The sequence below is a fragment of the Isoptericola sp. MSGPD8_1_ISO-PGPR-S23-394 genome (genome assembly GCF_058072785.1).
In genome coordinates, this window is the sequence record NZ_CM176517.1 from 2,079,602 (window position 1) to 2,100,757 (window position 21,156).

The window sequence follows — 21,156 nt, forward strand, 5'->3', positions numbered from 1 at the left end:
CACTTCCTGCTGTCCGGTGTGCCCGGTCCGGGCGCGGCACGGAGTCTACGAGGTCCGGCGAGGCGCGAGCGCCCGGCGGGCTCCCGCGATCAAGACCGCGGTGCCTCCGTGGGCCACGGTTCGGACGGCTCGCGCGGGTCGTCCGGCAGCAGGGACGCCATCCACGAGTCGCGCAGGACGCCTCGCTGGGGCCCGGAGCGGCGCAGGGTGCCCTCGAACCGGAATCCCAGCTTCCAGGCGACGCGGCGCGACGGCCAGTTGCCGACGTACGCCTGCCACTGCAGACGCGTCAGGCCCAGCCCTTCCGGGTCCAGCGCCCAGTCGGCCGCCAGGCGAGCTGCCGCGGTGGTCAGACCGGCACCGCGGGCGTCGGGCGCCGTCCAGTAGCCGATCTCCCCGGCCCGCTCCTGTCCCGGCGCACCCGTCGTCATGGTGATGCCCATCATGGCCAGCACCGGGCCGTCCACGCTGCCCGGCGCCCGCACGGCCCAGGTGAACATGGTCTCCTCGGCCCAGCCGGCGGGGACCATCCGCGTGAGGAAGCCCTCGGCGTCGGCGCGCACGTACGGGGACGGCACGACGGTCCACGCGGCGATCTCCGGGTCGGCGCACACCTCGGCGACCCGGTCGACGTCGGCGGCGGTGGGGACGGACAGCGTCAGCTCGGCGCTGCGCAGGACGAACGGTTCCATGCGCGCATCCTGCCAGGGCCGCGACGGACGGCGGGCATCAGCCCGGCGCGGGTCTCGCGCCGGGTACGTCCTCGGCCGGCGGCTCGGCCGCGCCGTGCTCGACGCCGGAGCCGGCGCGGCCGCCCGCGGCACCGGAGCCGGGGCCGCCGGGCGGCGGGTCGGGACTGTCGCCGGACGCCGCGGGCAGCGGGACCGGGCGGTCGCCGCGCAGGGTCGAGAACACCGTCCACACGACGGCCACGAGCGGCACCGCGACGACGGCCCCGAGGATCCCGGCCAGCACCGTGCCGGAGAGCACCGCGACCGCGACGACGACGGGGTGCAACGAGACCTGCTTGCCCATGATGAGCGGCTGCAGGACGTGCCCCTCGAGCTGTCCGATCGCGGCGATGCCGAGCGTGACGATGAGCGCCGTGACGAATCCCTGCGCGGCGAGCGCCACCACCGCGGCGATGATCATGGCCAGCGGCGCACCGATGATCGGGATGAACGCCCCGATGAGGACCAGCACAGCCAGTGGCGCCGCGAGCGGGACCCCGAGGATCTGCAGCAGCACGAAGGCGAGGACGCCGTCGATGAACGCGATGATGACCGTGCCGCGGGCGAACCCGGAGAACGTGTACCAGCCGGCTCCGGCGGCCTCCTGCCAGCGCCTGCGCTGCCGGGCGGGCACCTGGCCCAGGAACCACCGCCACATGTTGGCGCCCGAGTGGACGAAGAACACGGTGCAGAAGATCGCGAGCGCGAAGACCATGAGGCCCTCGACCACCGAGCCCGCCCGTTCCGCCGCCTGCCCGGCGATATTCTCCGCGTTGTCGCCGAGCCACTCCTGGCCGGCGTCGATCCACTCGTTGAGCTGCTCACCCGTGACCGACAGCCCGAAGGGCAGGTTCTGCAGCGAGTCGAGGATCTGCTGGACGCCGGTGTCGAACTCGCCGGCCAGGCGGGTCCACTGCCCCGCGACGGACGCCACGACGTACGTCAGCAGCCCTCCGAAGACGATCACGCCGCTGAGCAGCGCGAGTACGGTGGCGAGCACGCGCGGCATGACCCGGGCGTAGAGCTCGGCCAGCGGCCGGAACACGGACGTGAGGACCAGGGCGAGGAAGATCGCGACGAAGACCACCTGGACCTGCGTGGTCGCGTAGACCACCAGCGCGACGGCCGCGACGACGGCGACGAGGCGCCACGACCAGCCGCCCGTCGTGCGCAACCACTGCGGCACGTTCTCCGTCGCCTCGTTCACGTCGATCCCTCCGGCTCGGGTGGTGCCAGTGTGCGGCGCGGGACGGCTCAGTGCACGGAGAACCCGCCGTCGACGTGGATCGACTGGCCGGTGACATAGGACGACGCGGTGCTCGCGAGGAAGACCGCCGGACCGGCGAAGTCGTCGGGTACACCGTTGCGGCCCACGAGGGTGCGGTCCGCGAGCGCCGCGACGCGGGCCGGGTCGTCCTGCAGGCGCTGGTTCAGCGGCGTGAGGACGAAGCCCGGCACGAGGGTGTTGGCCGTGACGCCGTGGGGCGACCATGCCTCGGCCTGGGACCGGGCCAGCGACTCGAGACCGCCCTTGGAGACCCCGTAGGCACCGCTGGTGACGAACGCCCGGTGCGCCTGCTGCGAGCTGACGTGGATCAGGCGACCGAAGCCGCGGGCGGCCATGGCCGGACCGAACCGCTGGCCCAGCCAGAAGGGCGCCTCCAGGTTGACGGTCATGGTGGCGTCCCAGACCGACTCGTCGATCTCCGCCATCGGCGGACGCAGGTTGATCCCGGCGCTGGAGACCACGACGTCGGGCTCACCGAAGGGTTCCACCACGGCGTCGCAGACGGCCCGGATCCCCGCGCGCGACGACAGGTCGCCGGCCACCGCAGCGGCCCGGCCGCCCGCCGCGGTGAGGTCGTCGACCGTCGCCTGCAGGGCATCGCGCCCGCGGGCCACGACGACGACGGCGGCGCCTGCTCGGGCCAGCGCCGTCGCGATCGCGCGGCCGATGCCGGAGCTGCCACCGGTCACGACGGCGGTACGGCCGTCCAGCGAGAACAGGTTCTCCACGTACGCCCGACCGGTCATCCGCGCAGCGTCCGGGCGAAGAAGGAGGTGGATGCCGCCACGACGTCGGCCTTCGCGCGGGGGTCGTCGTGCTCCGGGAGCACGAAGCCGTAGTGGCCCGCCGTGGGCGCGCCGACCGTGCCGCCGTCGGCGCCCGGGATCAGCTCGGCGTAGCGCATGCCGTTCCCGGCCGGCGGCGTGATGTCGTCCGCGGCGGCCCAGCGCACGCCCACCGGGACCTCGACGGCGGCGAGACTCTCGGCGGTGATCAGGGGCCCGACCGCGGGGCACAGCAGGAAGCCGGCGTGCACGCGCGTGTCGCGGTAGCCGGCGGCGGCACGGTCCACCCAGACGCGCACGTCGCTCTCGCCGTAGCGCCCGGCGAGCTCCTCGGCGATCCCCGGGTACTCCGGCGTCGGCGGCGACTCGATCTGGCCGGTGACCAGGGCTGTGTAGGCGGTGGCCGAGACCCGGGCGCCGCACACCGCCGCCGCGGTGTAGCCGCCGATCGAGAAGCCGCACACTCCCACCGGGCCGCGGGCCTCGACGTGGTCGATCACGAACGAGACGTCCCGCGGCCGCTCCCACCACCAGGTGAAGCCCTCGGCGAGGTAGCCGTCGAGATAGTTGTTGCCGTGGTGGTCGACGGCGGCAACGTCGAACCCCGCGTGCTGCAGGCCCGTGGCCCACCAGGCGAGGCCCTCGGCCGCACCACCGGTGCCGTGCGAGAGGACCACCAGGGGCGCGTCGTCGCGGTCGGCCCGCCACACGTGGACGCGTACGGGCCGGTCGGCACCGGAGTCGATCGCGCGGCGGGCCGGGTCGGTCAGGTGCAGCGTCTGCGGTTCCACGGGCCGATCCTTCCACGCCGGACGATTCACCCGCGAGGCCAGCTCGGACGACCCCGGGACCGAGTGAGCGCACGGTGGATCACCCTGCCGTGGTCACTGCCCGGTCAGCGGGCATCATGCCGCTGGGCGAACTGCCACGCGATCGCGGTGGCGTCGGGGCCGGCGGTGTCGGTGAAGATGCCGACGGCGCCGGGGGTGGACCAGGCGTGGGCGAGCTCGTCGGCGTGCACGTACTCGATCAGCACCTGCCCGCCGGGGCCGCGGTAGGTGGTCTGCTCGTACTCGTAGCGGGCCCCGGCGGCCGGGTGGACGACGGTGTCGGGGACGAGCTCCGGGCTGCCGTCGAGCGCGTCGTCGACGACCAGGTCGACGACCGTGCGCCAGTGCTGGACCAGCCGCTCACCGACGATGGTCGGCACGACGTCGTCGCGGCCGCCCTGCACGACCAGCAGGGGCACCGCGCGGGCCTGCTCGCCCATCTGCGCCCACGCCTGCCGTCCGGTGACCGACGGCGGGGTCGCGTCCGGGTCGCCCGGATCGACCTGGTCGAGACCGTACTCGCCGCCGGCCACCGAGGTGACGGTGGCGAACACGTCCGGGTAGGTGACGCCGAGGATCACGGCGGTGCCCGCACCGGAGGAGGCGCCGGCGACGTGGACGCGCTCGGGATCGGCGCCGTAGCGTTCGACGACGTCGCGGGCGACTCCGGCCAGCAGCGCCGCCTCCCCACTGCCGCGGACCTGGTTGCGCGGGTCGTCGGAGTTCCAGCAGTTGATGCGGTTGGCGAACATGCGCTGGGTCGGGTAGACGACGATGAATCCCTCACGGTCGGCGAGATGGTCGAACTGGCTGGATCCCTTCATCGAGTTCCACCCGTACCCGGTCATCCCGCACCCGTGGATCGCCATCACCACCGGCAACGCCGTGTCGCCGTCGTGCTGCGGCGGCAGGTGCACCTGGTAGCGCTGGCGGGTGCCGTCGGCCACCACGTGCACGTGGTGGTGGTCCCCCTCGCCGCTCCACCACGGCAGACCGAGCTGGAACACCAGGGTGAGCACCGTCACCATCGCCGCCAGGAATCCGACGACGCCGCCGACCAACCAACGACGCCGACGCTGGCGGACGGCCGGCGGCTCAGGTCCGCCGTCGGGCGCAGAGCCGCTCGCACGCTCGGGTGCGGGATCGGGCACCGCCTCGGGTGAGGGCGCAGTCATGGGTGATCTCCGTTCGTTGGTGCGTCTCCGTCGGACCGAGCCCAGACCGTGTTCTCGCCACATGGTCGATCGGGCGCCGAGCTCGGCGGGATGCAGCGCGGTCGGGATCGCCAGGCGTTCGCAGACGTCCTGCGGCGCGGACTTCGTGGGGGGGGCCGGGTGGGCGACCGAGGTCGCCGGGCTCATACGTCCCGGCGGCGCAGCAGCAGACCGGCAACGGCGACCAGCACCGCCACCCAGCCGACCAGGACGAGAGCGCCGTGCCACGGCTCGCCGAGCCAGCCGCCGTCGGCCGAGGGCGCGGACAGGACCACCCAGCGCTGGGCCGCCGGGTAGGTGAAGAGCAGCTTGCCCGCGATCGTGGGCAGCGGGGATGCGAGGTTCTCCCCCCAGGCCGGCGGATCGCCCCCGACCAGCAGGCTCACCGCGACCGGCGCGGCGACACCGACGGTGACTGCCGCCAGCGCACCCAGCGCCCACCAGGTGGAGCGCAAGCTGCGCAGCTTGACCCACTCGGAGACGACGACGGCGCTCATCGGGTCTCCTTCGAGGTGCGGGTGATGCCCGTGGAGCGGTACTCGACGTCGTCCCGGGTGAGCTCCAGATAGGCGTCCTCGAGAGAACGGGTCACCGGGGTGAGCTCGTTGACCACGATCCCGGCGCCGGCGGCAACCTGCGCGATGCGTGGCGCGCCGAGCCCGGCCACCGACAGCAGGTCGGGTGGGGTGCGGGTGACGGTCGCTCCCTCCGCCCACAGCAAGGGGGTCAGGGCGGCGACCTGCGGGGTGCGCACCTGGACCGTGTCTGCCTCGGCACCGGCGACCAGATCGTTCATCGGGGCGTCGGCGACCACCCGACCCCGCCCGAGGATGATCACGTGGTCGGCCGTCAGGGCCATCTCCGTCATCAGGTGCGAGGAGAGGAGCACCGTGCGCCCCTGGGCCGCAAGGTCGCGCAGCAGCCCGCGCATCCAGACCACGCCGTCGGGGTCGAGCCCGTTGACCGGCTCGTCGAGGATCAGCGTGCCCGGGTCACCGAGAAGCGCTCCGGCGAGCCCCAGCCGCTGGCGCATGCCCAGCGAGAACCCGCCCACGTGCCTGCGAGCCACCGCATCGAGCCCCGTGGTCGCGATCACCTCGTCCACCCGCCGCGCGCCGATCCGGTGCGTGGCGGCGACGGCGAGCAAGTGGTTGCGGGCGCTGCGGCGCGGGTGCACCGCCGAGGCGTCCAGCAACGCGCCGACGCGGTGCAGCGGGGAACGGAGGCGCGCGTATGGCTTGCCGTCCACGGTCACGCGGCCGCCCGAGGGGTGGTCGAGCCCCACGATCATCCGCATCGTCGTCGACTTCCCGGCTCCGTTCGGGCCGAGGAAGCCGGTCACGGCGCCCGGGCGCACGGTGAAGTCGACACCGTCGACCGCCGTCGTGGCGCCGTAGCGCTTGGTCAGGGACTGCGCCTCGATCACGAGTGGTCCCGGCCTCTGGTGTGCATGTCACCACCCGACACCGTGTTGCCGCCACAGGGTCAAGGAGCCTCGGTCAGCGACTCGAGAGCGACAGCGACAGCACGCCAGGCGACGCGGTCGTGGCGGCAGCCACGGTCACGGCAGGGGCAGGTCACGCAGCTCGCGCCGGGAGGTGATGGCGAGCTTGCGGAAGATGGCCCGCAGGTGGGCCTCGACGGTTCGTGGGCTGAGGAAGAGCTGCGCGGCCACCTCGCGGGAGGTAGCGCCGGTGGCCACCAGCCGTGCCACGTGCAGCTCCTGGGCGGTGAGGTCGTCGGTGGGCTTCTCCGTGCGTTTGCGCGGATGCTCGCCGGTGGCGCCCAGCTCCCGGGCGGCGCGGGCGGCGAAGGCGTCCACTCCCATGCCTGTCAGCATCTCGTGCGCGGTACGCAGATGCTCGCGCGCGTCCTGCCGGCGCCCCTCGCGGCGCAGCCATTCGCCGTAGACCAGGTGGGCGCGGGCCAGGTGAGTGGCCATCCGGCTGCGTCCGAGCTGGTCGATCGCCTCCCGGTAGTGCTCCTCGGCGGCCGGCCCGGTGCTCAGCAACGCCCGCGACCGCGCGTACAGCCCCAGCCCCCACGCGGTGCCGCTGGCCTGGGCCCGCACCCTGAGCTGTTCCAGCGCAGCGTCGGCCCGTCCCGGCTCGCCGGCGTGCACGCAGGCCTCCACGAGCTCGGGCAGCGCGATGCTGGCGAAGGTCAGCTCGCCGCGTTCCACCGGCACGCTCGCCGCGGCGAGAGCCTCGCCGTAGTTGCCCAGTCCGTTGTGCAGCGCCGCCATGGCGACGTCGGCCAGTCCGAGCGTCGCGCCCTCTCCCCTCCCCCTCGCCTCGGCCACCATCGTGGCGTGCAGCGCGGTCGTCTCCGCCCGGCGCCCCTGCCAGGCGGCGAGGATGAGCCGGGCGTTGGGCAGCGGCGGGGCGCCGGTCGCGCTCCGGATCGCAGCCTCCTCGGCCACCAGCTCGGCGGCACGGCCCAGGTCGCCGGTGAGCACCAGTACCGAGGAAAGAGCGTTGAGGGCCGCCGGGAGCCGTGACAGCGCGCCGGCCTCGCGGGCGAGACGCACGTCGAGCTGCCAGCACGTGCACGGCTTCGTCGTCCCACAGGGTGGCCGCGACCTGGCAGGCCAGCCACAGCCGGCGGCGGCTGCCCTCGTCCAGACCGACGCCCTCGACCGGCCCCTCGACGTCGACGCCACCACGCAAGGTGTCGAGCGCACAGCGCAGCGTGGGCACGCTCGCCTCGTACCCGTGGGTGAACATGGTGGTCAGCCCGTCCAGCAGGAGGTCGACCGGCCGGGCAGGCGACGATGACGCCGGCGCCTCCTGGGCGGCGCGCGCGACGGCCGCCATCGTCCCGTCACCGGCGAGGCGCCCGGCGTGGAAGGACGCCTCGAGCGCCTGGAGATAGGCGTCGCGTGCAAGCTGCGCATCGAGCGGGGCCAGCATCCTGGCAGCGTCCAGCAGCATCCCGGCGCCGTCGCTACCGCGCGTGGTGTGGAACACGATCTGGGCTCGGAGCAGCTCGAGTCGCCCGCGACCAAGGGCATCGAGCGGGCCTGCCGCGGCGATCGTGAGCAGCCCGGTGGCGGCCTCGGAATCAGCGGCCTCGTGCTTGGCCCGCGCGGCCTCCAGCGCCCGGACGGCGCGGGCGGACGGCGCGGGCGTCAGTGCGGTCGCCCGCTCCAGCAGCGCCGCCGCAGCGGCCACCCCGCCCCGGGCGTGCGCCCGGCCCGCAGCGGACACCAGCTCTGCTGCAACGTCCTCGTCGGTGCCATGCAGCGCCTGCGCCCGGTGCCAGGCGCGACGGTCAGGGTCGGCGTCCGGATCGGTCACCTCAGCAAGTGCCTGATGTGCCTGACGGCGGTCGTTGCCCGAGGCGGCCTGGTAGACCGCGGAGCGCACCAAGGGGTGACGGAAGCGCACCTGGGTGTCGATCTCCACGAGCCCGGAGTCCTGCGCGGGTGTCGCTGCCTCGCGCGCGATTCCGAGCCTCGCGGCAGCACGCCACAAGTGGGCTACCTGCCCGGTCGGCTCCGCCGCGGCGACCAGCAGCAGCAGCTGGGTGTGCTCCGGCAGGCCGTGCACACGCCGTCGGAACGTCTCCTCGATCCGGCGTGGGACATCGAGAGCATCGGGTCGCTCGAACCCGCCGGCGAACGACGCGGGGTGCCCACTGCCGGGCGGCTCCAGCAGGGCCAGCGGGTTGCCGCGCGCCTCGGCGATGAAGCGGTCACGCACGCGCTGGTCGAGGGGCGCCGGGACAGCCGAGGCCAGCAGCTCGCGAGCCTCGGTATCCGCCAGTCCCTCCAGCTGCAGCTCTGGCAGCCCGACGATGGCGCTCGGCACGCCACGGCCGTCGTTGTCACGGACCGCGAACACCAGTGCGAGTCGTTCCGCGCCCACCCGGCGAGCGACGAACCCGAGCACCTGTGCCGACGCCTCGTCCAACCACTGCACGTCGTCCACCAGGCACAGCAATGGTTGCTCCTCGGCGACCTCCGCCAGCAGGTTGAGCACGGCCAACCCCACCAAGAACCGGTCCGGCGCCGGACCGGTCGTCTGCCCGAACGCTACCCCCAGCGCCCTGCGCTGGGGCTCGGGCAGCGCGCGCACACGCTCCAGCGCCGTGGCGCACAGCTGGTGCAGGCCGGCGAACGCGAACTGCACCTCCGACTCGGCGGCGGTCGCCCGGTCCACCCTGAACCCGGAGGCCACAGCCACGTCACCGGCGTGCTCCAGCAGCGCCGTCTTGCCGATGCCGGCCTCGCCGCGCACGACGAGGGCCCCGCTGCGGCCCGCCCGCGCGTCGGCGAGGAACCGATCGACCTCCGCCGCCTCGGTGCGCCGTCCCAGGATCCTCACCAGGCACGCCTCCATCTGCTCGGTCCGCCGTCGTTGCGGACCGGGCTCGGGCCAGGTCCCCGACCACACCATTCTCGCCGAGACGAATCACCGCGACCAGAGACTTCACCCGCGCCCGACGACACGACCCGTGCGCGTGTCGTCGGGCGGTTGCCCGCAGCGGCCGGCTGGCGCGGTCCGGCTCTCTCTTGCGCCTGCCCTCACGGGTACCTCCTACCGACGCGAAGCTCCCAGGACGAGGGAAGGGATGGCGCACCAGCACGTGGCCGCCAGACTGGCCGAGCTGCTGCACGAGCCGCGGGTCGGTCTGCCCTCGTCGGGCCCTCCGCCCGAGCGATGACCTCCGAGGTCGACGGGGTGTCGCGAGGCCCTCGGTCACGGGCGCGATTCGTGCTGAAGGTGTCGCGACGTCGCGTCACCAGACGTCCGTGCCGCCGTTCTTGCCGGTGTCCTTGCCGGTGTCCTCGCCGATCCAGCCCAGGTGCGTGTGCGTGAACGCGTCAGCCAGCTTCATGCCGTACCCGAGCGCGCGGTCGAGGCCCACGTGGAAGGCCCAGGCGAGCGCGACCAGAGCCAGCCACCGCGACAGCGTCGGGGCGCCGATACCGGCCGCGAGCGCCGCGACCGCCAGGACGAGCGGCCAGACATAGGTGTGGATGGCGTTGTAGGTGACGGCGCCAGCGGCCGGCGACCGCAGGTATCCGACCATCGACAGGTCGAAAGCCAGGAAGACGGCCAGGGGGAACCACCACAGTCCCGGCTCGATCGCGAGCGTCCCGGCGATCGCCACCACGACCACCAGCCCGTTCTCGATCCGCTCGATCGTCGCCGGCCGCAGGCCGCCGCGCGCGACGCCGTCGGCGGTGGTGCTCAGGTCTGTGTCACTCATGTGGCCATCGTCGCCGACCCCGCGCGCCTCCGCGTCGGTGATCGTCACGTACACCGAGTCTTCAACCGACGCGGGCGTGGCCGCGAGGGACGTGGCGGGCGACGACACCCGCCTCACGACGCTCCGGTCCCACCTCGCTCCCGCGGGCGCAGCCTGACGGTCGGCAACGGTGGAGCAGGCAGCGCCCGCGGCTGCCCCGAGGGGAAGGGACCGAACAGCTCCGGCGCTCCCGCGTCCCGAGGATCGGCGGGCTCGAACCCGAGCTCTGCCTGGTAGCGGCGGCGGAACTCGACGATCTCGTCATGACTGCGCCCGACGAAGTTCCACCACATCACGATCTGCTCGTCCAGAGGCACACCACCCAGGAGGATGACGCGGGCCCCCGACTCGCCCGCTGCGATCGCCAACGACGCCGACCCCGGTGGGAGGTACGCCAAGGACCGGTGCCCGACGGTGGTCGAGTTCACCACGACGTCGTCGCTCTCGGCGAGCACGGCATGCTCGAAGTCTGCTCGCACGTCCAGCAGCACCGAGGCGCCGGACGCGAGCACCAGCTCGGCACCGAGCAGGTCGGGGGTGCGCGTCTCGACCGGCGACGCCGAGCCCAGCAACTCTCCGATGAACACCCGTGCCGTCGCCCCCGGCAGGGCCACGGGCTCCGGCGTGTAGCGCACGAACCCGTTCTCGCCGTGACGATTCTCCTCGGGCAGCGCGTACCACAGCTGCACGCCGTGCAGCACGCTGGTCCCTGGGTCGCTGATCTCCTGGTGGGTGATGCCGCGCCCCGCGATCATCAGGTTGAGCGATCCCGGGGCGACCGACGCCGCGTTCCCGCCGGAGTCGAGATGATCCACGCTTCCCGTGAACAGCCAGGACACCGTGGCCAGCCCGGTGTGCGGGTGTCGTGGCACCAGCATGCCGCCGGTGTCCGCGACGTCGTCGGGGCCGAAGTGGTCCAGGAAGCACCACGCCCCGACCAACGACCGTCTCCGCTGAGGCAGTGTGCGATGCACGTTCATGGCGCGCGGTCCGCCGAGGGCGACGGGTCGGGCTTCGAGGACCTGGACGGCGGCGTGCGAGCCGCCGGGCCCGAGCACCTCGAGCTCGGGGCGCACGTCGAGGTTGGTCATCGGACGAGCCTTCCTTCGAGGTCGCGGGGGCGCACCGGGTGGCCGCTGAGGATGGAGATCCTGTTGAACGCGTTGATGGCGACAGCCACCCACTCGGCGGCCACGAACGTCGCGTCACCGAGGGTCGATCGGGCGCTTGACAGCTCGGAAGCAGCTGTCTCACCGAGAGGGAGGACCGTCGCTGCCTCGGCCACGGCCAGCACCGCCCGTTCGCGGTCGTCGAACACCCCGACGTCGCGCCAGCCCGGCAGCAGGTCGAGCTTCTGCTGCGGGACGCCCGCCTCCCTCGCCTCTCGGGAGTGGAGGTCCAGGCAGAACACGCAGCCGGTGATCTGCGACGCACGCACCTTGATGAGCTCGGACTCGTGCGCGAGGAGCCCTCGCTGCGAGGCCGCCTCTCGGATCTCCACCGAGAAGGCCACCAGCGCGCGCCACGCCCCCGGCATGGCCTTGTCCAAGTACGGACGCGTGGACGGTTCGGCGAGTTCACCCATGGTGGCACTCAAGACCGTGTTCCCTGCACAGGGTCAAGTGACCTGAACCGCCGGCCGCACGAGCGGAGATCCCCGCTCGCTCGGTGGGAACATCGAGGCGTCCGTCGACGCGTGGGTCCGCTGCCGAGGTGTGTCGCACCCGTCCTCGTTGGTAACGTCTCGCCGAGCACCCGTGCTCGGCATCGGGGGACGACGTCGGCGTCCCTCGCGCAGCCCGTCCGATGCCGCGTGGCGGAGGGAGAGCAGTCGGTGCACCTCATCGGAAGGCAGTCGGAGCTCGAGACGGTCGAGCAGATCCTGGGCGAGGCGTCCGCCGGGCGAAGCCAGGCGCTCGTCGTCCTGGGCGAGGCGGGCATCGGCAAGACGGCCCTGCTCGACCACGCCGCCGACGTGGCCGCACCGGCAGGGTTCACCGTGATCCGCGCCATCGGGCACGAGTCCGAGCAGCAGCTGGCGTTCGCAGGGCTCCACCAGCTGTGTGCGCCGCTCATGGAGCACGCGCACGTGCTGCCCGCCCCCCAGCGGACCGCCCTGGACGTGGCGCTGGGCAGAGGGGCGGGCCCGCCCCCGGACCTCTTTCTCGTCGGGCTCGCCACGCTCTCGTTGCTCGCCGAGAGCGCCGAGCAGCGGCCGCTGCTCTGTCTCGTGGACGACGGGTCGCTGCTCGACGCCGCCTCGGCGCAGGTCATCGCGTTCGTGGCACGGCGGCTCGCCGCCGAGCGACTGGCGCTGATCATCGCCACCCGAGAGCTCTCCGACGAACGGGGATCGCGCTTCGCAGGTCTCCGTTCCCACACGATCAACCCCCTGGGGGACTTCGACGCCCGAGCCCTGCTGGCATCGACCGTCCGCACGCCGATCGGCGACGTCCTGAGAGACCGTGTGGTCGCCGAGGCTCGAGGCAACCCGCTCGCACTGCTCGAGCTCCCCCGGGCCACCAGAGCGAGCCAGCTGGCGAGCGAGCTGGCGGTGCCCGCGACGGCGCCTCGCCGTGTCGAGGAGGCCTATCGCCAGCGTGCTGCGGCGCTACCGCGGGACACCCGACGGCTGCTGCTCATCGCCACGGCGGAGCCGACGGGCGACCCGACGCTGCTCTGGGAGGCCGCCGCGCACCTCGGCATCCGACCCGACGCCGCCGCTGCGGCGGAGGACGCCGGCCTGCTCGAGATCGGGTCAAGGGTGAGCTTTCCGCACCCTCTCGCTCGATCAGCCATCTACGGCGGGGCCCACCCGGACGACCGCCGCCAGGCGCACGACGCGCTCGCGCGCGCCGTCGGCACCCGGACCGACCCCGATCGTCGCGCCTGGCATCGCGCGAACGCGATCCTCGGGACCGACGAAGCGGTCGCGGCCGAGTCGGTCGCCGCTGCCGAACGAGCGATCGCTCGCGGCAGCTTCGCGGACGCAGCGGCGCTGCTGGAACGGGCCACGGAGCTCACTCCCGAACCCAGCGCCCGGGCAGGGCGGGCGATCCTGGCTGCGCAGGCCATGCACGAGGCGGGCGCGCCGGACCAGGCGCTGCGCCTGCTGGCCGTCGCCGAGGACGGCTCGCTGGGCGACCTCGATCGCGCACGGGTCACCCTGTACCGGGCGATGATCGACTTCGACACGACATCCGGGAACGGTGCGCCCGCTCGTCTCCTGGCGGCGGCCGAGACGCTCGCACCTCTCGACCCCGGCCGGTCTCGTGAGGCCTACCTGCTCGCCCTGAACAGCGCACTCGTCGTCGGTGGCGCGCCCGGCCACGTCAGCGCCGAGGACGTCGCCGCAGCCGCGAGGCATGCCCCGTCCCTGCCCAGCCCGCCCGAGCCGGCCGACCTCCTCCTCGACGCGCTGGTCAGCGCCTCCACGAACGGTCTCGCGGACGCCGTCACCGAGATCGGCGATGCGTTGTCGGCGTTCGAGCCGTACGACCCGGCCGGCGAGGGCCCGCTGCACGAACGCACCGGCCGGTGGCTCGTGCTCGCGGCCCGCAGCGCCGGCGCGGTGCTCGACGACGAGACGACCCACCGCCTGCTGCACCGCAACGTCGAACGCGTCCGTCGCGCCGGCTCCCTGACGGCCCTTCCCTCGGCGCTCGTCCATCTCGCGTGCGTGCTGGTCCTCACAGGCGACTTCGAGAAGGCCGCGGACCTCGCCGCCGAGAGCAGGGCCGTCGCCCGGGCCACCGGCGTCGCGCCCCTCGCCTCCGCGGACCTGCTGCTCGCCGCGTGGCGCGGGCGTGAGGACGCCGAGAGCCGGCCCTCGGCGACGTCCGTCGCCGACGACGCCGGTGCGGCCGGCGGCGTCGCGCAGTACGCCCTCGCCGTGTCCCGCAACGCGAGCGGTGACTATGCCGGTGCCGCCGACGCCGCGATGCGCGCGAGCCGGTCGCCAGAGCTCTTCGTCCGCAGCCTCGCACTCCACGAGCTGGTCGAAGGGTCCGTCCGTGGGGCGCGACGCGACGATGCCTTCCCTGCGCTGCGCGAGCTCACGGTCCTGTCCTCCGCGTGCAGGACGCCCATGGCGTGCGGCCTCGCCGCCCTGGCTCGGGCGCTCCTCGTCGACGACGGCGCTGCCGACGCCGGCGCGGCCGAGGACCACTACCGCGAGGCGATCGCCCAGCTCGGCGCCACCCGTATGGCCGCGCACCTCGCGCGCGCTCACCTCCTGCACGGCGAGTGGCTGCGCCGCCGGGGCCAGCGGCACGCTGCGCGCGAGCGGCTCCGTACAGCGCACGAGTCCTTCGTCGCCATGGGAGCCGAGGTGTTCGCCGAGCGAGCTGCGCGTGAGCTCCGGGCGACCGGGGAGCACCCGCGAGCACGCGGCGCAGAGCCGTCCACGGCGCTGACGGACCACGAACGTCACATCGCACGGCTCGTGGCGGCCGGCGCGACGTCCCGAGAAGTCGCCGCCGAGCTCTTCCTGAGCCCTCGCACGATCGAGGCCCACCTGCGCAACATCTACCGCAAGCTCGGCATCACCTCCCGTCGCCAGCTCCGGGAGCTGCTCTGAGGCGGTGCCCTGTCCTCGACCGACGTGCAGGCCTTGACACTGTGGTGGGCACACACCGTCGACTGGGGATGTGAGGTGCACCACACCCCCGGTGCACCCCGGACCGAAGGAGCATCGTGCCCGCACCGACCGTCGTGCTGGTCCACGGAGCATTCGCCGACTCGTCGAGCTGGAACGAGGTCATCGCCCGGCTGGACGAGGACCACGTGCCGGTGGTCGCCGTGGCGAACCCGCTGCGCGGCCTCGCCGAGGACGCACGGTACCTGTCGGACGTCCTCGACGCCGTCCCGGGAGAGGTCGTCCTCGTCGGGCACTGCTACGGCGGGATGGTCATCACCGAGGCCGGCACGCGCGAGACCGTCTCCGCACTGGTCTACGTCTCGGCCTTCGCCCCGGATCACGGCGAGAGCGCCGACGAGCTCTCCCGCCGGTTCCCGGGGAGCACGCTCCGCGCCACGGTCGCGGGCTACCCGGTCCGCGCGAGCGGGAAGGAGCTCGTCGTGCGTCGCGAGGCGTTCGCCGCGCAGCTCGCGGCCGACGTCCCGGCGGCGCTCTCGGCCGCGATGAGCGCCGCGCAACGCCCGGTGGCCGAGAGCGCGCTGTCCGACGTCCTCGTAAGTGCCGTCCCCGCATGGCGGACCCGTCCGAGCTGGTTCGTCTACGGCGACGCGGACCGCACCATCCCCACCGCAGCGCTGCAGCTCATGGCCGACCGGGCCGCCGCCGTCGTGCGCCGGGAGATCTGGGACGGGTCGCACGCCCTGGAGGTCTCGCGCCCCGACGCCGTCGCGGACGTCATCCTGGACGCCGTGGCCGACGTCGTCAGGAGCCGGTCCGCGGACTGAGCGTCGAGCGGGACCCGTCCTCCAGCGGCATCGGCGTGGCGGCCGTCCAGCGCGGCCGCTGTAGCGTCGTCACCATGAGCACCCTGACGAAGGCCGAAGCGCTGAAGGCGCTCCACGAGGCCCCCGAGATCCTCCGAGTCGTGAACGTCTGGGACGCGATCAGCGCCCGGGCGGTCGCCGACCTGCCGGGGACGCACGCGATCGCCACCGCCGGCCACTCCATCGCCGCGAGCCACGGTTTCGCGGACGGGGAGATCCCCTTCGACGTCGCGCTGTCCGCCGTGGCGCGGATCGTGGAGTCGACCGACCTGCCGGTGACCGCCGACCTCGACGCAGGGTTCGGCGACCCGGGCGAGTCGGTCCGGCGTGCGATCGGCGTCGGTGTCGTCGGCGCGAACGTCGAGGACCGCCTCGTGCCGCGGCCGGAGGCGGTGGCGAACGTCGAGGCCGTCGTCCGCGTCGCCGAGCAGGAGGGTGTGCCGTTCCAGCTCAACGCGCGCACCGACGCGCTGGTGCACGGTGGTGACCGGCCGCTGTCCGAGAGCCTCGACGACGCCGTCGAACGCGGCCGGGCGTTCCTCGATGCCGGCGCGAGCCTCGTCTTCGTGCCCGGCAGGCTCGACCGCGAGTCGACCCAGCACCTCGTCGCCGGGCTCGGCGAGCGCCGGCTCAGCGTCATCGGCGTGCCCGGTGCGCTGACCGCGTCCGAGTACGAGGAGCTGGGCGTCGCCCGCGTGTCCTACGGCCCGCTCACGCAGCGGGTCGCCCTGCGTGCGCTGCGGGACCTGGCCACGGACCTCTACGGCGACGGGGTCGTCCCCGCCGACACGCCCGCGCTCAACTGAGGCGTCCCGGACCTGGGAGCCGAGCACGCTCTGACGGCCCGTCCGGACGGGCCGTCAGGGCCTGTTCGGCGGCGCCGTCAGCGCGGCAGCGCGGCAGCGGCGGCGACGACGCTGTTGACGATGATCGCGGTGACCGTGCGGGTGACCGCCTTGGCGGAGGCCTCTGCTCCCCAGCTGCCCTCGGTGAGCTCCTCGGCGCGAGCGATCACCGGCGAGGTCCACGGGATGTCGCGGTCGAGCTGGGGCATGGTGCCGCTGCCGTAGAGCAGGGCGGCGAGCGCGGCGGTGCGCGGGGTCGGTTCGACCCGGTCGACGAGCACCGCGCGCACCTCGCCGAGCACCCGCGCCCTGCGGCCGCTGTCGCCCTCCTCGAGGACCGACGACGTGAACAGGCCGAGCGTCTTGCGGGTGCGCCGGTGCAGGTCGCCGCGGTCGACCAGCCGGTCCAGCAGCGGCTGGCGCAGCGACGGGCCCGTGGCCGCCAGGACGGTCTGCACCCCGCGCGCCTTGCCCGCGACGTACTCCCAGCTCGTCCGCAGGAGCGGGTCCGCAGGCGGCCGGTCGCCTGCGGACCCGACGACCAGCGACCCCGTCCGTCCCGTCGAGGTCTGCAGGTGCTCGCCGAGGCTCAGGTCGGCGAGGACCGCGCCGGCCAGGACGTAGTACAGGGTCCCCTCGCCGGCGATGGTGCCCGAGGCGGGCTGGAACAGCAGCAGCAGGAGGTCTTCCGCCAGGGTCGGCTCGCCGGGGACGCTCGCGCTGTCGGTGGTCCGCGGTGCTGTCTCCGGCGCGGGCAGCGCGTCGTCCGGGTGCTCAGTCGTCATCTGTGGTGTCCTTCACCTCGTGCTCGGGCGGGTTCTGCGCGAGCTCGTTCGCCAGGGCGTGGGCGCGCTCGATGACATCGAGCTGCGCCGGGTTGTCCAGGTCGTGCAGGGCGTCGGCCATCGTCTGCGCGGTGAACGAGGGGCCCTTGGCCAGGTGCGCCGGTTCCCGGCGACCGGCGGGACCGGTGGTGGAGGGCAGCCGGGTGGGCCACCCTCCACCGGGTGGTCTCAGGCGCCCAGGAAGGACTTCAGGGCGTCGTTGACCTCGTCGCCGTGCGTCCACAGCAGCCCGTGCGGCGCGCCTTCGACCTCCACGTAGGTGGCGTCCGGCAGCAACTGCCGGAAACGACGCGCGGTGGCGTCGATCGGCAGGATGTTGTCGTTCGTCCCGTGCAGGATCATGGTCGGCTTGCCGGCGGCACGAACGGCGTCGACATCGGCGCGGAAGTCCTCGATCCAGGCCGGGACGACGGCGTAGGCAGCGACCGGGGCGCTGCGGACAGCGACGCCCCAGCTCGCCTGGACGGCCTCGGGGCTGATGAGCGAGCCGAGCGTCTCGTCCAGGTTGTAGAAGTTCTTGAAGAACTCCGTGTACCAGGCGTACCGGTCGCCCCTGGCAGCCTCGGCGATGCCGTCGAAGACCTCCTGCGGCACGCCCTCGGGGTTGTCGTCACGCTGGACGAGGAACGGTTCGAGCGAGGCGAGGAACGCCAGCTTGGCGACGCGCTCGTGACCGTGGCGCGCGACGTAGCGGGCCAGCTCGCCGGTGCCCATCGAGAAGCCCACGAGCACGACGTCACGCAGGTCGAGGGTCTCCAGCACGGTGTTCAGATCGGCGGCGAAGGTGTCGTAGTCGTAGCCGTGGTGCACCTTGGAGGACTGGCCGAAGCCGCGACGGTCGTACGTGATCACCCGGTAGCCCTGGTCCAGCAGCTCCCTGGTCTGACGCTCCCAGCTGTGCCCGTCGAGGGGGTAGCCGTGGATCAGCACGACCGGCTGCCCGGCGCCCTGGTCCTCGTAGTACAGCTCGACGGGCGTGCTGTTCTCGTTCCCTACGGTGATGTAGCCCATGCTCCTGGTCCTTTCGGTTCCCGGCCGGCAGAGGGACGGCCGCTGCTCCCAGTAGACGCTGTGTGGTGAGAACACGGTCAACGCCTGGAGGTGACCGGGCGGTCCGCTCACCAGGCTCGCTCGGCGGCGTGCACCTCTCCGCTCCCGACGGCGGCCACCAGCTCGGCGTGGTCGGCGTGCGTCTGCTCCGCATAGGCTCGCCCGAACCCGAGGATTCCGTCGGCGAAGGCGGCACCTCGGCCCATGTAGGCGGCGATGGCGGCCGGGTCACCGCTGCGGGCGTGGGACTTGGCCAGGGCGTGCCCGCAAGCGAAGGCGAACTGCGGCAGGTATCCCGCGATCTGGTCCCCGCGCGGGATGATCTTCATGTCGCGGAACTGCCGCACGTAGTAGTCGAAGCCGTCGACGTGCAGGTGGCCGAGGAAGATGTCGCTGGCGGTCTGCATGAGACGTTGGCCGACCACCACGCGTTCGCCGTGGTTCGCGAACTCGCTCGGACCGAGGAACTCCTCGTAGACCGACGCCGTGGCCTGCTTCACCTGGGAGAACAACGGCTGCTGCCCGCTGTCTCCCTCCAGCAGGTGCAGCCAGACGCGCATCCCCACGCTCCCCACGCCGACGACCTGGCGGACGGAGTCGACCCGGGTGAAGCGGCTGACGAGGCGGCGCAGGTGGGGCGGGATGGAGGCGAGGTACGTGTCGTAGAGCTGCTCGTAGGCGGCGACCTGTTGCTCCCGGCTCAGGCCGTCGTCCACCCGCTTCATCGGGTCCCGGATGATCCGGCGCCGCCCGCCCTCCTCGGTCGCGAGCTGCTTGGCCGCACCGTGATGGGTCCGCTTCCTGGACTGCTTCTCGATGAGGCGCACGGCGGCCTCGGCGTGCTGCGAGGACAGCCGCTTCAGCGGCACGTCCGGCGGGATCCGGTCGTACCAGACGTCCAGCTCCCCCATGGTGGCGTACCGCCGCATCGCCGTGCGGTATCCCTCCACCGCTGCGGCGGCCGAGCTCTCGCCGCACCCCGCGACGAGCCGCTCCGAGCCCGCGAGGACGTGGACGCTGGTCACCAGGCGCTTGAGGTCCCACTCGAACGGGCCCGGGAGGGTCTCGTCGAAGTCGCGCGCGTCGAACAGCAGCTGCCGCTCCGGCGACGCCCAGAAGCCGAAGTTCAGCACGTGCGCGTCGCCGCACATCTGGACGTCGAGCCCTGAGCTGGGCGCGGCCGCGAGGTCGGCAGCCATCACTGCGGCGGCGCCGCGCAGGTAGGCCCACGGGGACGATGCCATCCGTGCGTACCGCAGTGGCAGGAGCTGCGCGTCGCGGACCGCCTCCTGGGCGCGCAGGCGGTCGAGGGGCCGCGCGTCCCGCACGCGCGGGTCCCAGTCGGCCGCCCGCCGACGCGGCGCCCGCTTGCGTGCGTCACGGCCGTCCTGCGCCGTCGCGCTGACACGGTCCGAGGAGCGCGCCCGGGGCTGCGCCTCGGCGCTCATGCGTCGTCCGCCCGACCGGCGAGCGCGACGTCGCGCGCGCCGACGTCGCCCCGGACGACCGGGACCTCGTCGATGTCGTCCACGACCGTGATCCGGCCGCCGTCGCCCGGATCCGGGTCAGGGACGATCGTCTCCGGGTCGACGAGGTAGACGTCGTGGCCGTCCAGGGTGAGCCGGCGCACGAGCTCGAGGAGCATCCGGCGCCACACGTCGTCGATCGAGTAGACCTCGGAGACGTCGACGACGACGCGCGGTTCGGCCGGCGGGTCGTCGATGACCTCGCGGACGAACCGTTCCGCCCCGGCGAAGCGGATACCGCCCTGCAGCCGCAGGACCCGGACCGCGTCGCCCGCGCTGCCGCGGGCACGGTTCGACCGCACGACCGCACGTGCGGCGGGTGGCACCTCCATCAGGTGCAGCCCCATGTCCGTGGTGAACCGCTCGAACAGCGACACGCCCCGGACGCTGTTGCCGTGCGCGTCCAGCCGGGGCGAGAACGTCGCGATGCCGAGCTGGCCCGGCAGTGCACCGATGAGCCCGCCGGCGACGCCGCTCTTGGCGGGGATGCCGACCTGCGTGGCCCAGTCCCCCGCGGCGTCGTACATCCCGCAGGTGGCCATGACGCTCAGCACCTGCCGGACCACCCGCTCGCCGACCACCCGCCGGCCCGAGAGCGGGTTGACGCCTCGGTTGGCCAGCGTGGCGGCCATCATGGCCAGGTCTCGTGCCGTGACGAGCACCGAGCACTGGCGGAGGTAGCCGTCCACCACGCCTCGAGGGTCCTCCGTGAGGATCTCGTGGCTGCGCAGCATGTGCGCGATCGCCAGGTTCCGGTGCGCATGCTCCATCTCCGAGGCGCAGGTCGCCTCGTCGACCCGCAGCCGACGGCCCGCGAAGGCCGACAGGCCGTCGATGACGCGCTCCACCCGACGGGCGGGGTCGGCGCCCTCCGGGCCGGTGAGCGCGTGCGCCGTCATAGCGCCGGCGTTGATCATCGGGTTGAGCGGACGTCCGGTCCCGTCCAGGGAGATCTCGTTGAACGCCTCGCCGGACGGTTCGACCCCGACCTTGGCCAGGACGGGCCCGAACCCACGGTCGGACAGCGCCAGCGCGTACGCGAACGGCTTGGAGATCGACTGGATGGTGAACTCCACCTCGACGTCGCCGGCACCGTAGACCTGGCCGTCGATCGTGGCGAACGCCGCGCCGAGGCGATCGGGGTCCGCCGCCGCGAGCTCGGGGATGTAGGCCGCCGTCGCACCGGAGTCGTCCGCCACGACGTCGGACAGCGCCCCGACCAGGTAGTCGGGGATCATCGACCGCATGTGCTCCCCTCCCCGTCCGCGCGATCCCACGCAACGTCCGAGGTCACGCTATGCCGCCGCACGGCGCCGTGCACAG

General features: G+C 73.3%; 19 protein-coding genes and 1 pseudogene. 3 read left to right on the forward strand and 17 right to left on the reverse strand.

Translation table 11 applies throughout. The annotated features are described in order from the left end of the window. Positions 1 to 89: 89 nt before the first annotated feature. The 12 genes and pseudogenes from AC3RJ8_RS09475 to AC3RJ8_RS09530 form a co-directional block, all read right to left on the reverse strand. A complete protein-coding gene (locus tag AC3RJ8_RS09475; RefSeq protein ID WP_489712397.1) occupies positions 90 to 692 on the reverse strand; it encodes a GNAT family N-acetyltransferase in 603 nt (200 codons plus the stop codon). A 37-nt stretch (positions 693 to 729) separates the two neighbouring features. Continuing rightward, positions 730 to 1,938: an AI-2E family transporter gene (locus AC3RJ8_RS09480; protein ID WP_489712398.1), complete on the reverse strand. Its 1,209-nt coding sequence runs from the start codon at positions 1,936 to 1,938 to the stop codon at positions 730 to 732. Positions 1,939 to 1,985: 47 nt separating this feature from the next. Continuing rightward, positions 1,986 to 2,765 carry an SDR family NAD(P)-dependent oxidoreductase gene (locus AC3RJ8_RS09485; RefSeq protein WP_489712399.1) on the reverse strand — a complete coding sequence of 260 codons (780 nt, stop codon included), beginning with the start codon at positions 2,763 to 2,765 and terminating at the stop codon, positions 1,986 to 1,988. Continuing rightward, entirely contained in the window at positions 2,762 to 3,595 is an 834-nt protein-coding gene (locus AC3RJ8_RS09490; protein ID WP_489712400.1) for an alpha/beta hydrolase family protein, read from the reverse strand. The genes AC3RJ8_RS09485 and AC3RJ8_RS09490 overlap by 4 nt, the downstream gene beginning before the upstream one ends. A 104-nt stretch (positions 3,596 to 3,699) precedes the next feature. Further along, a complete protein-coding gene (locus AC3RJ8_RS09495) occupies positions 3,700 to 4,809 on the reverse strand; it encodes an extracellular catalytic domain type 1 short-chain-length polyhydroxyalkanoate depolymerase (RefSeq protein WP_489712401.1) in 1,110 nt (369 codons plus the stop codon). Between the two features lie 182 nt (positions 4,810 to 4,991). Beyond that, positions 4,992 to 5,345 carry a hypothetical protein gene (locus tag AC3RJ8_RS09500; RefSeq protein ID WP_489712402.1) on the reverse strand — a complete coding sequence of 118 codons (354 nt, stop codon included), beginning with the start codon at positions 5,343 to 5,345 and terminating at the stop codon, positions 4,992 to 4,994. Then, positions 5,342 to 6,274 (reverse strand): ABC transporter ATP-binding protein, encoded by a 933-nt coding sequence (locus tag AC3RJ8_RS09505; protein WP_489712403.1) that lies wholly within the window; start codon positions 6,272 to 6,274, stop codon positions 5,342 to 5,344. The genes AC3RJ8_RS09500 and AC3RJ8_RS09505 overlap by 4 nt, the downstream gene beginning before the upstream one ends. Positions 6,275 to 6,409: 135 nt before the next feature. Further along, the gene (locus AC3RJ8_RS09510; protein ID WP_489712404.1) at positions 6,410 to 7,378 is read right to left on the reverse strand and encodes a LuxR C-terminal-related transcriptional regulator; all 969 of its coding nucleotides are present in this window, start codon (positions 7,376 to 7,378) and stop codon (positions 6,410 to 6,412) included. A gap of 1,327 nt (positions 7,379 to 8,705) precedes the next feature. Next, positions 8,706 to 9,248: pseudogene (locus AC3RJ8_RS09515) on the reverse strand (AAA family ATPase); the annotation flags it as partial. 343 nt (positions 9,249 to 9,591) lie between these two features. Further along, the gene (locus tag AC3RJ8_RS09520; protein ID WP_489712405.1) at positions 9,592 to 10,065 is read right to left on the reverse strand and encodes a DUF4260 family protein; all 474 of its coding nucleotides are present in this window, start codon (positions 10,063 to 10,065) and stop codon (positions 9,592 to 9,594) included. Positions 10,066 to 10,178: 113 nt separating this feature from the next. Then, the gene (locus AC3RJ8_RS09525) at positions 10,179 to 11,195 is read right to left on the reverse strand and encodes a pirin family protein (protein ID WP_489712406.1); all 1,017 of its coding nucleotides are present in this window, start codon (positions 11,193 to 11,195) and stop codon (positions 10,179 to 10,181) included. After that, positions 11,192 to 11,689, reverse strand: a complete 498-nt coding sequence (locus AC3RJ8_RS09530) for a carboxymuconolactone decarboxylase family protein (RefSeq protein WP_489712407.1) — start codon at positions 11,687 to 11,689, stop codon at positions 11,192 to 11,194. The genes AC3RJ8_RS09525 and AC3RJ8_RS09530 overlap by 4 nt, the downstream gene beginning before the upstream one ends. Before the next feature lie 249 nt (positions 11,690 to 11,938). Between AC3RJ8_RS09530 and AC3RJ8_RS09535 the strand changes: the two genes are divergently transcribed. The 3 genes from AC3RJ8_RS09535 (at position 11,939) to AC3RJ8_RS09545 (ending at position 16,373) form a co-directional block, all read left to right on the forward strand. Continuing rightward, positions 11,939 to 14,683 carry an ATP-binding protein gene (locus AC3RJ8_RS09535; RefSeq protein WP_489712408.1) on the forward strand — a complete coding sequence of 915 codons (2,745 nt, stop codon included), beginning with the start codon at positions 11,939 to 11,941 and terminating at the stop codon, positions 14,681 to 14,683. A 116-nt stretch (positions 14,684 to 14,799) separates the two neighbouring features. Further along, the gene (locus AC3RJ8_RS09540; RefSeq protein WP_489712409.1) at positions 14,800 to 15,528 is read left to right on the forward strand and encodes an alpha/beta fold hydrolase; all 729 of its coding nucleotides are present in this window, start codon (positions 14,800 to 14,802) and stop codon (positions 15,526 to 15,528) included. A 74-nt stretch (positions 15,529 to 15,602) separates the two neighbouring features. Continuing rightward, positions 15,603 to 16,373, forward strand: a complete 771-nt coding sequence (locus AC3RJ8_RS09545) for an isocitrate lyase/PEP mutase family protein (protein ID WP_489712410.1) — start codon at positions 15,603 to 15,605, stop codon at positions 16,371 to 16,373. A 77-nt stretch (positions 16,374 to 16,450) separates the two neighbouring features. Here AC3RJ8_RS09545 and AC3RJ8_RS09550 read toward each other — a convergent pair whose 3' ends face one another. The 5 genes from AC3RJ8_RS09550 to AC3RJ8_RS09570 form a co-directional block, all read right to left on the reverse strand. After that, positions 16,451 to 17,197 carry a GOLPH3/VPS74 family protein gene (locus AC3RJ8_RS09550; protein WP_489712411.1) on the reverse strand — a complete coding sequence of 249 codons (747 nt, stop codon included), beginning with the start codon at positions 17,195 to 17,197 and terminating at the stop codon, positions 16,451 to 16,453. After that, positions 17,187 to 17,318, reverse strand: a complete 132-nt coding sequence (locus tag AC3RJ8_RS09555) for a hypothetical protein (protein WP_489712412.1) — start codon at positions 17,316 to 17,318, stop codon at positions 17,187 to 17,189. Before AC3RJ8_RS09555 ends, AC3RJ8_RS09550 begins: the two co-directional genes overlap by 11 nt. Positions 17,319 to 17,425: 107 nt before the next feature. Further along, positions 17,426 to 18,268, reverse strand: coding sequence for an alpha/beta fold hydrolase (locus AC3RJ8_RS09560; RefSeq protein ID WP_489712413.1), 843 nt, complete (start codon positions 18,266 to 18,268; stop codon positions 17,426 to 17,428). Positions 18,269 to 18,375: 107 nt separating this feature from the next. Beyond that, positions 18,376 to 19,755 (reverse strand): DUF2252 domain-containing protein, encoded by a 1,380-nt coding sequence (locus AC3RJ8_RS09565; protein ID WP_489712414.1) that lies wholly within the window; start codon positions 19,753 to 19,755, stop codon positions 18,376 to 18,378. Then, complete coding sequence (locus tag AC3RJ8_RS09570; RefSeq protein WP_489712415.1) at positions 19,752 to 21,080, reverse strand: glutaminase; 1,329 nt, start codon at positions 21,078 to 21,080, stop codon at positions 19,752 to 19,754. The genes AC3RJ8_RS09565 and AC3RJ8_RS09570 overlap by 4 nt, the downstream gene beginning before the upstream one ends. Positions 21,081 to 21,156 lie beyond the last annotated feature (76 nt).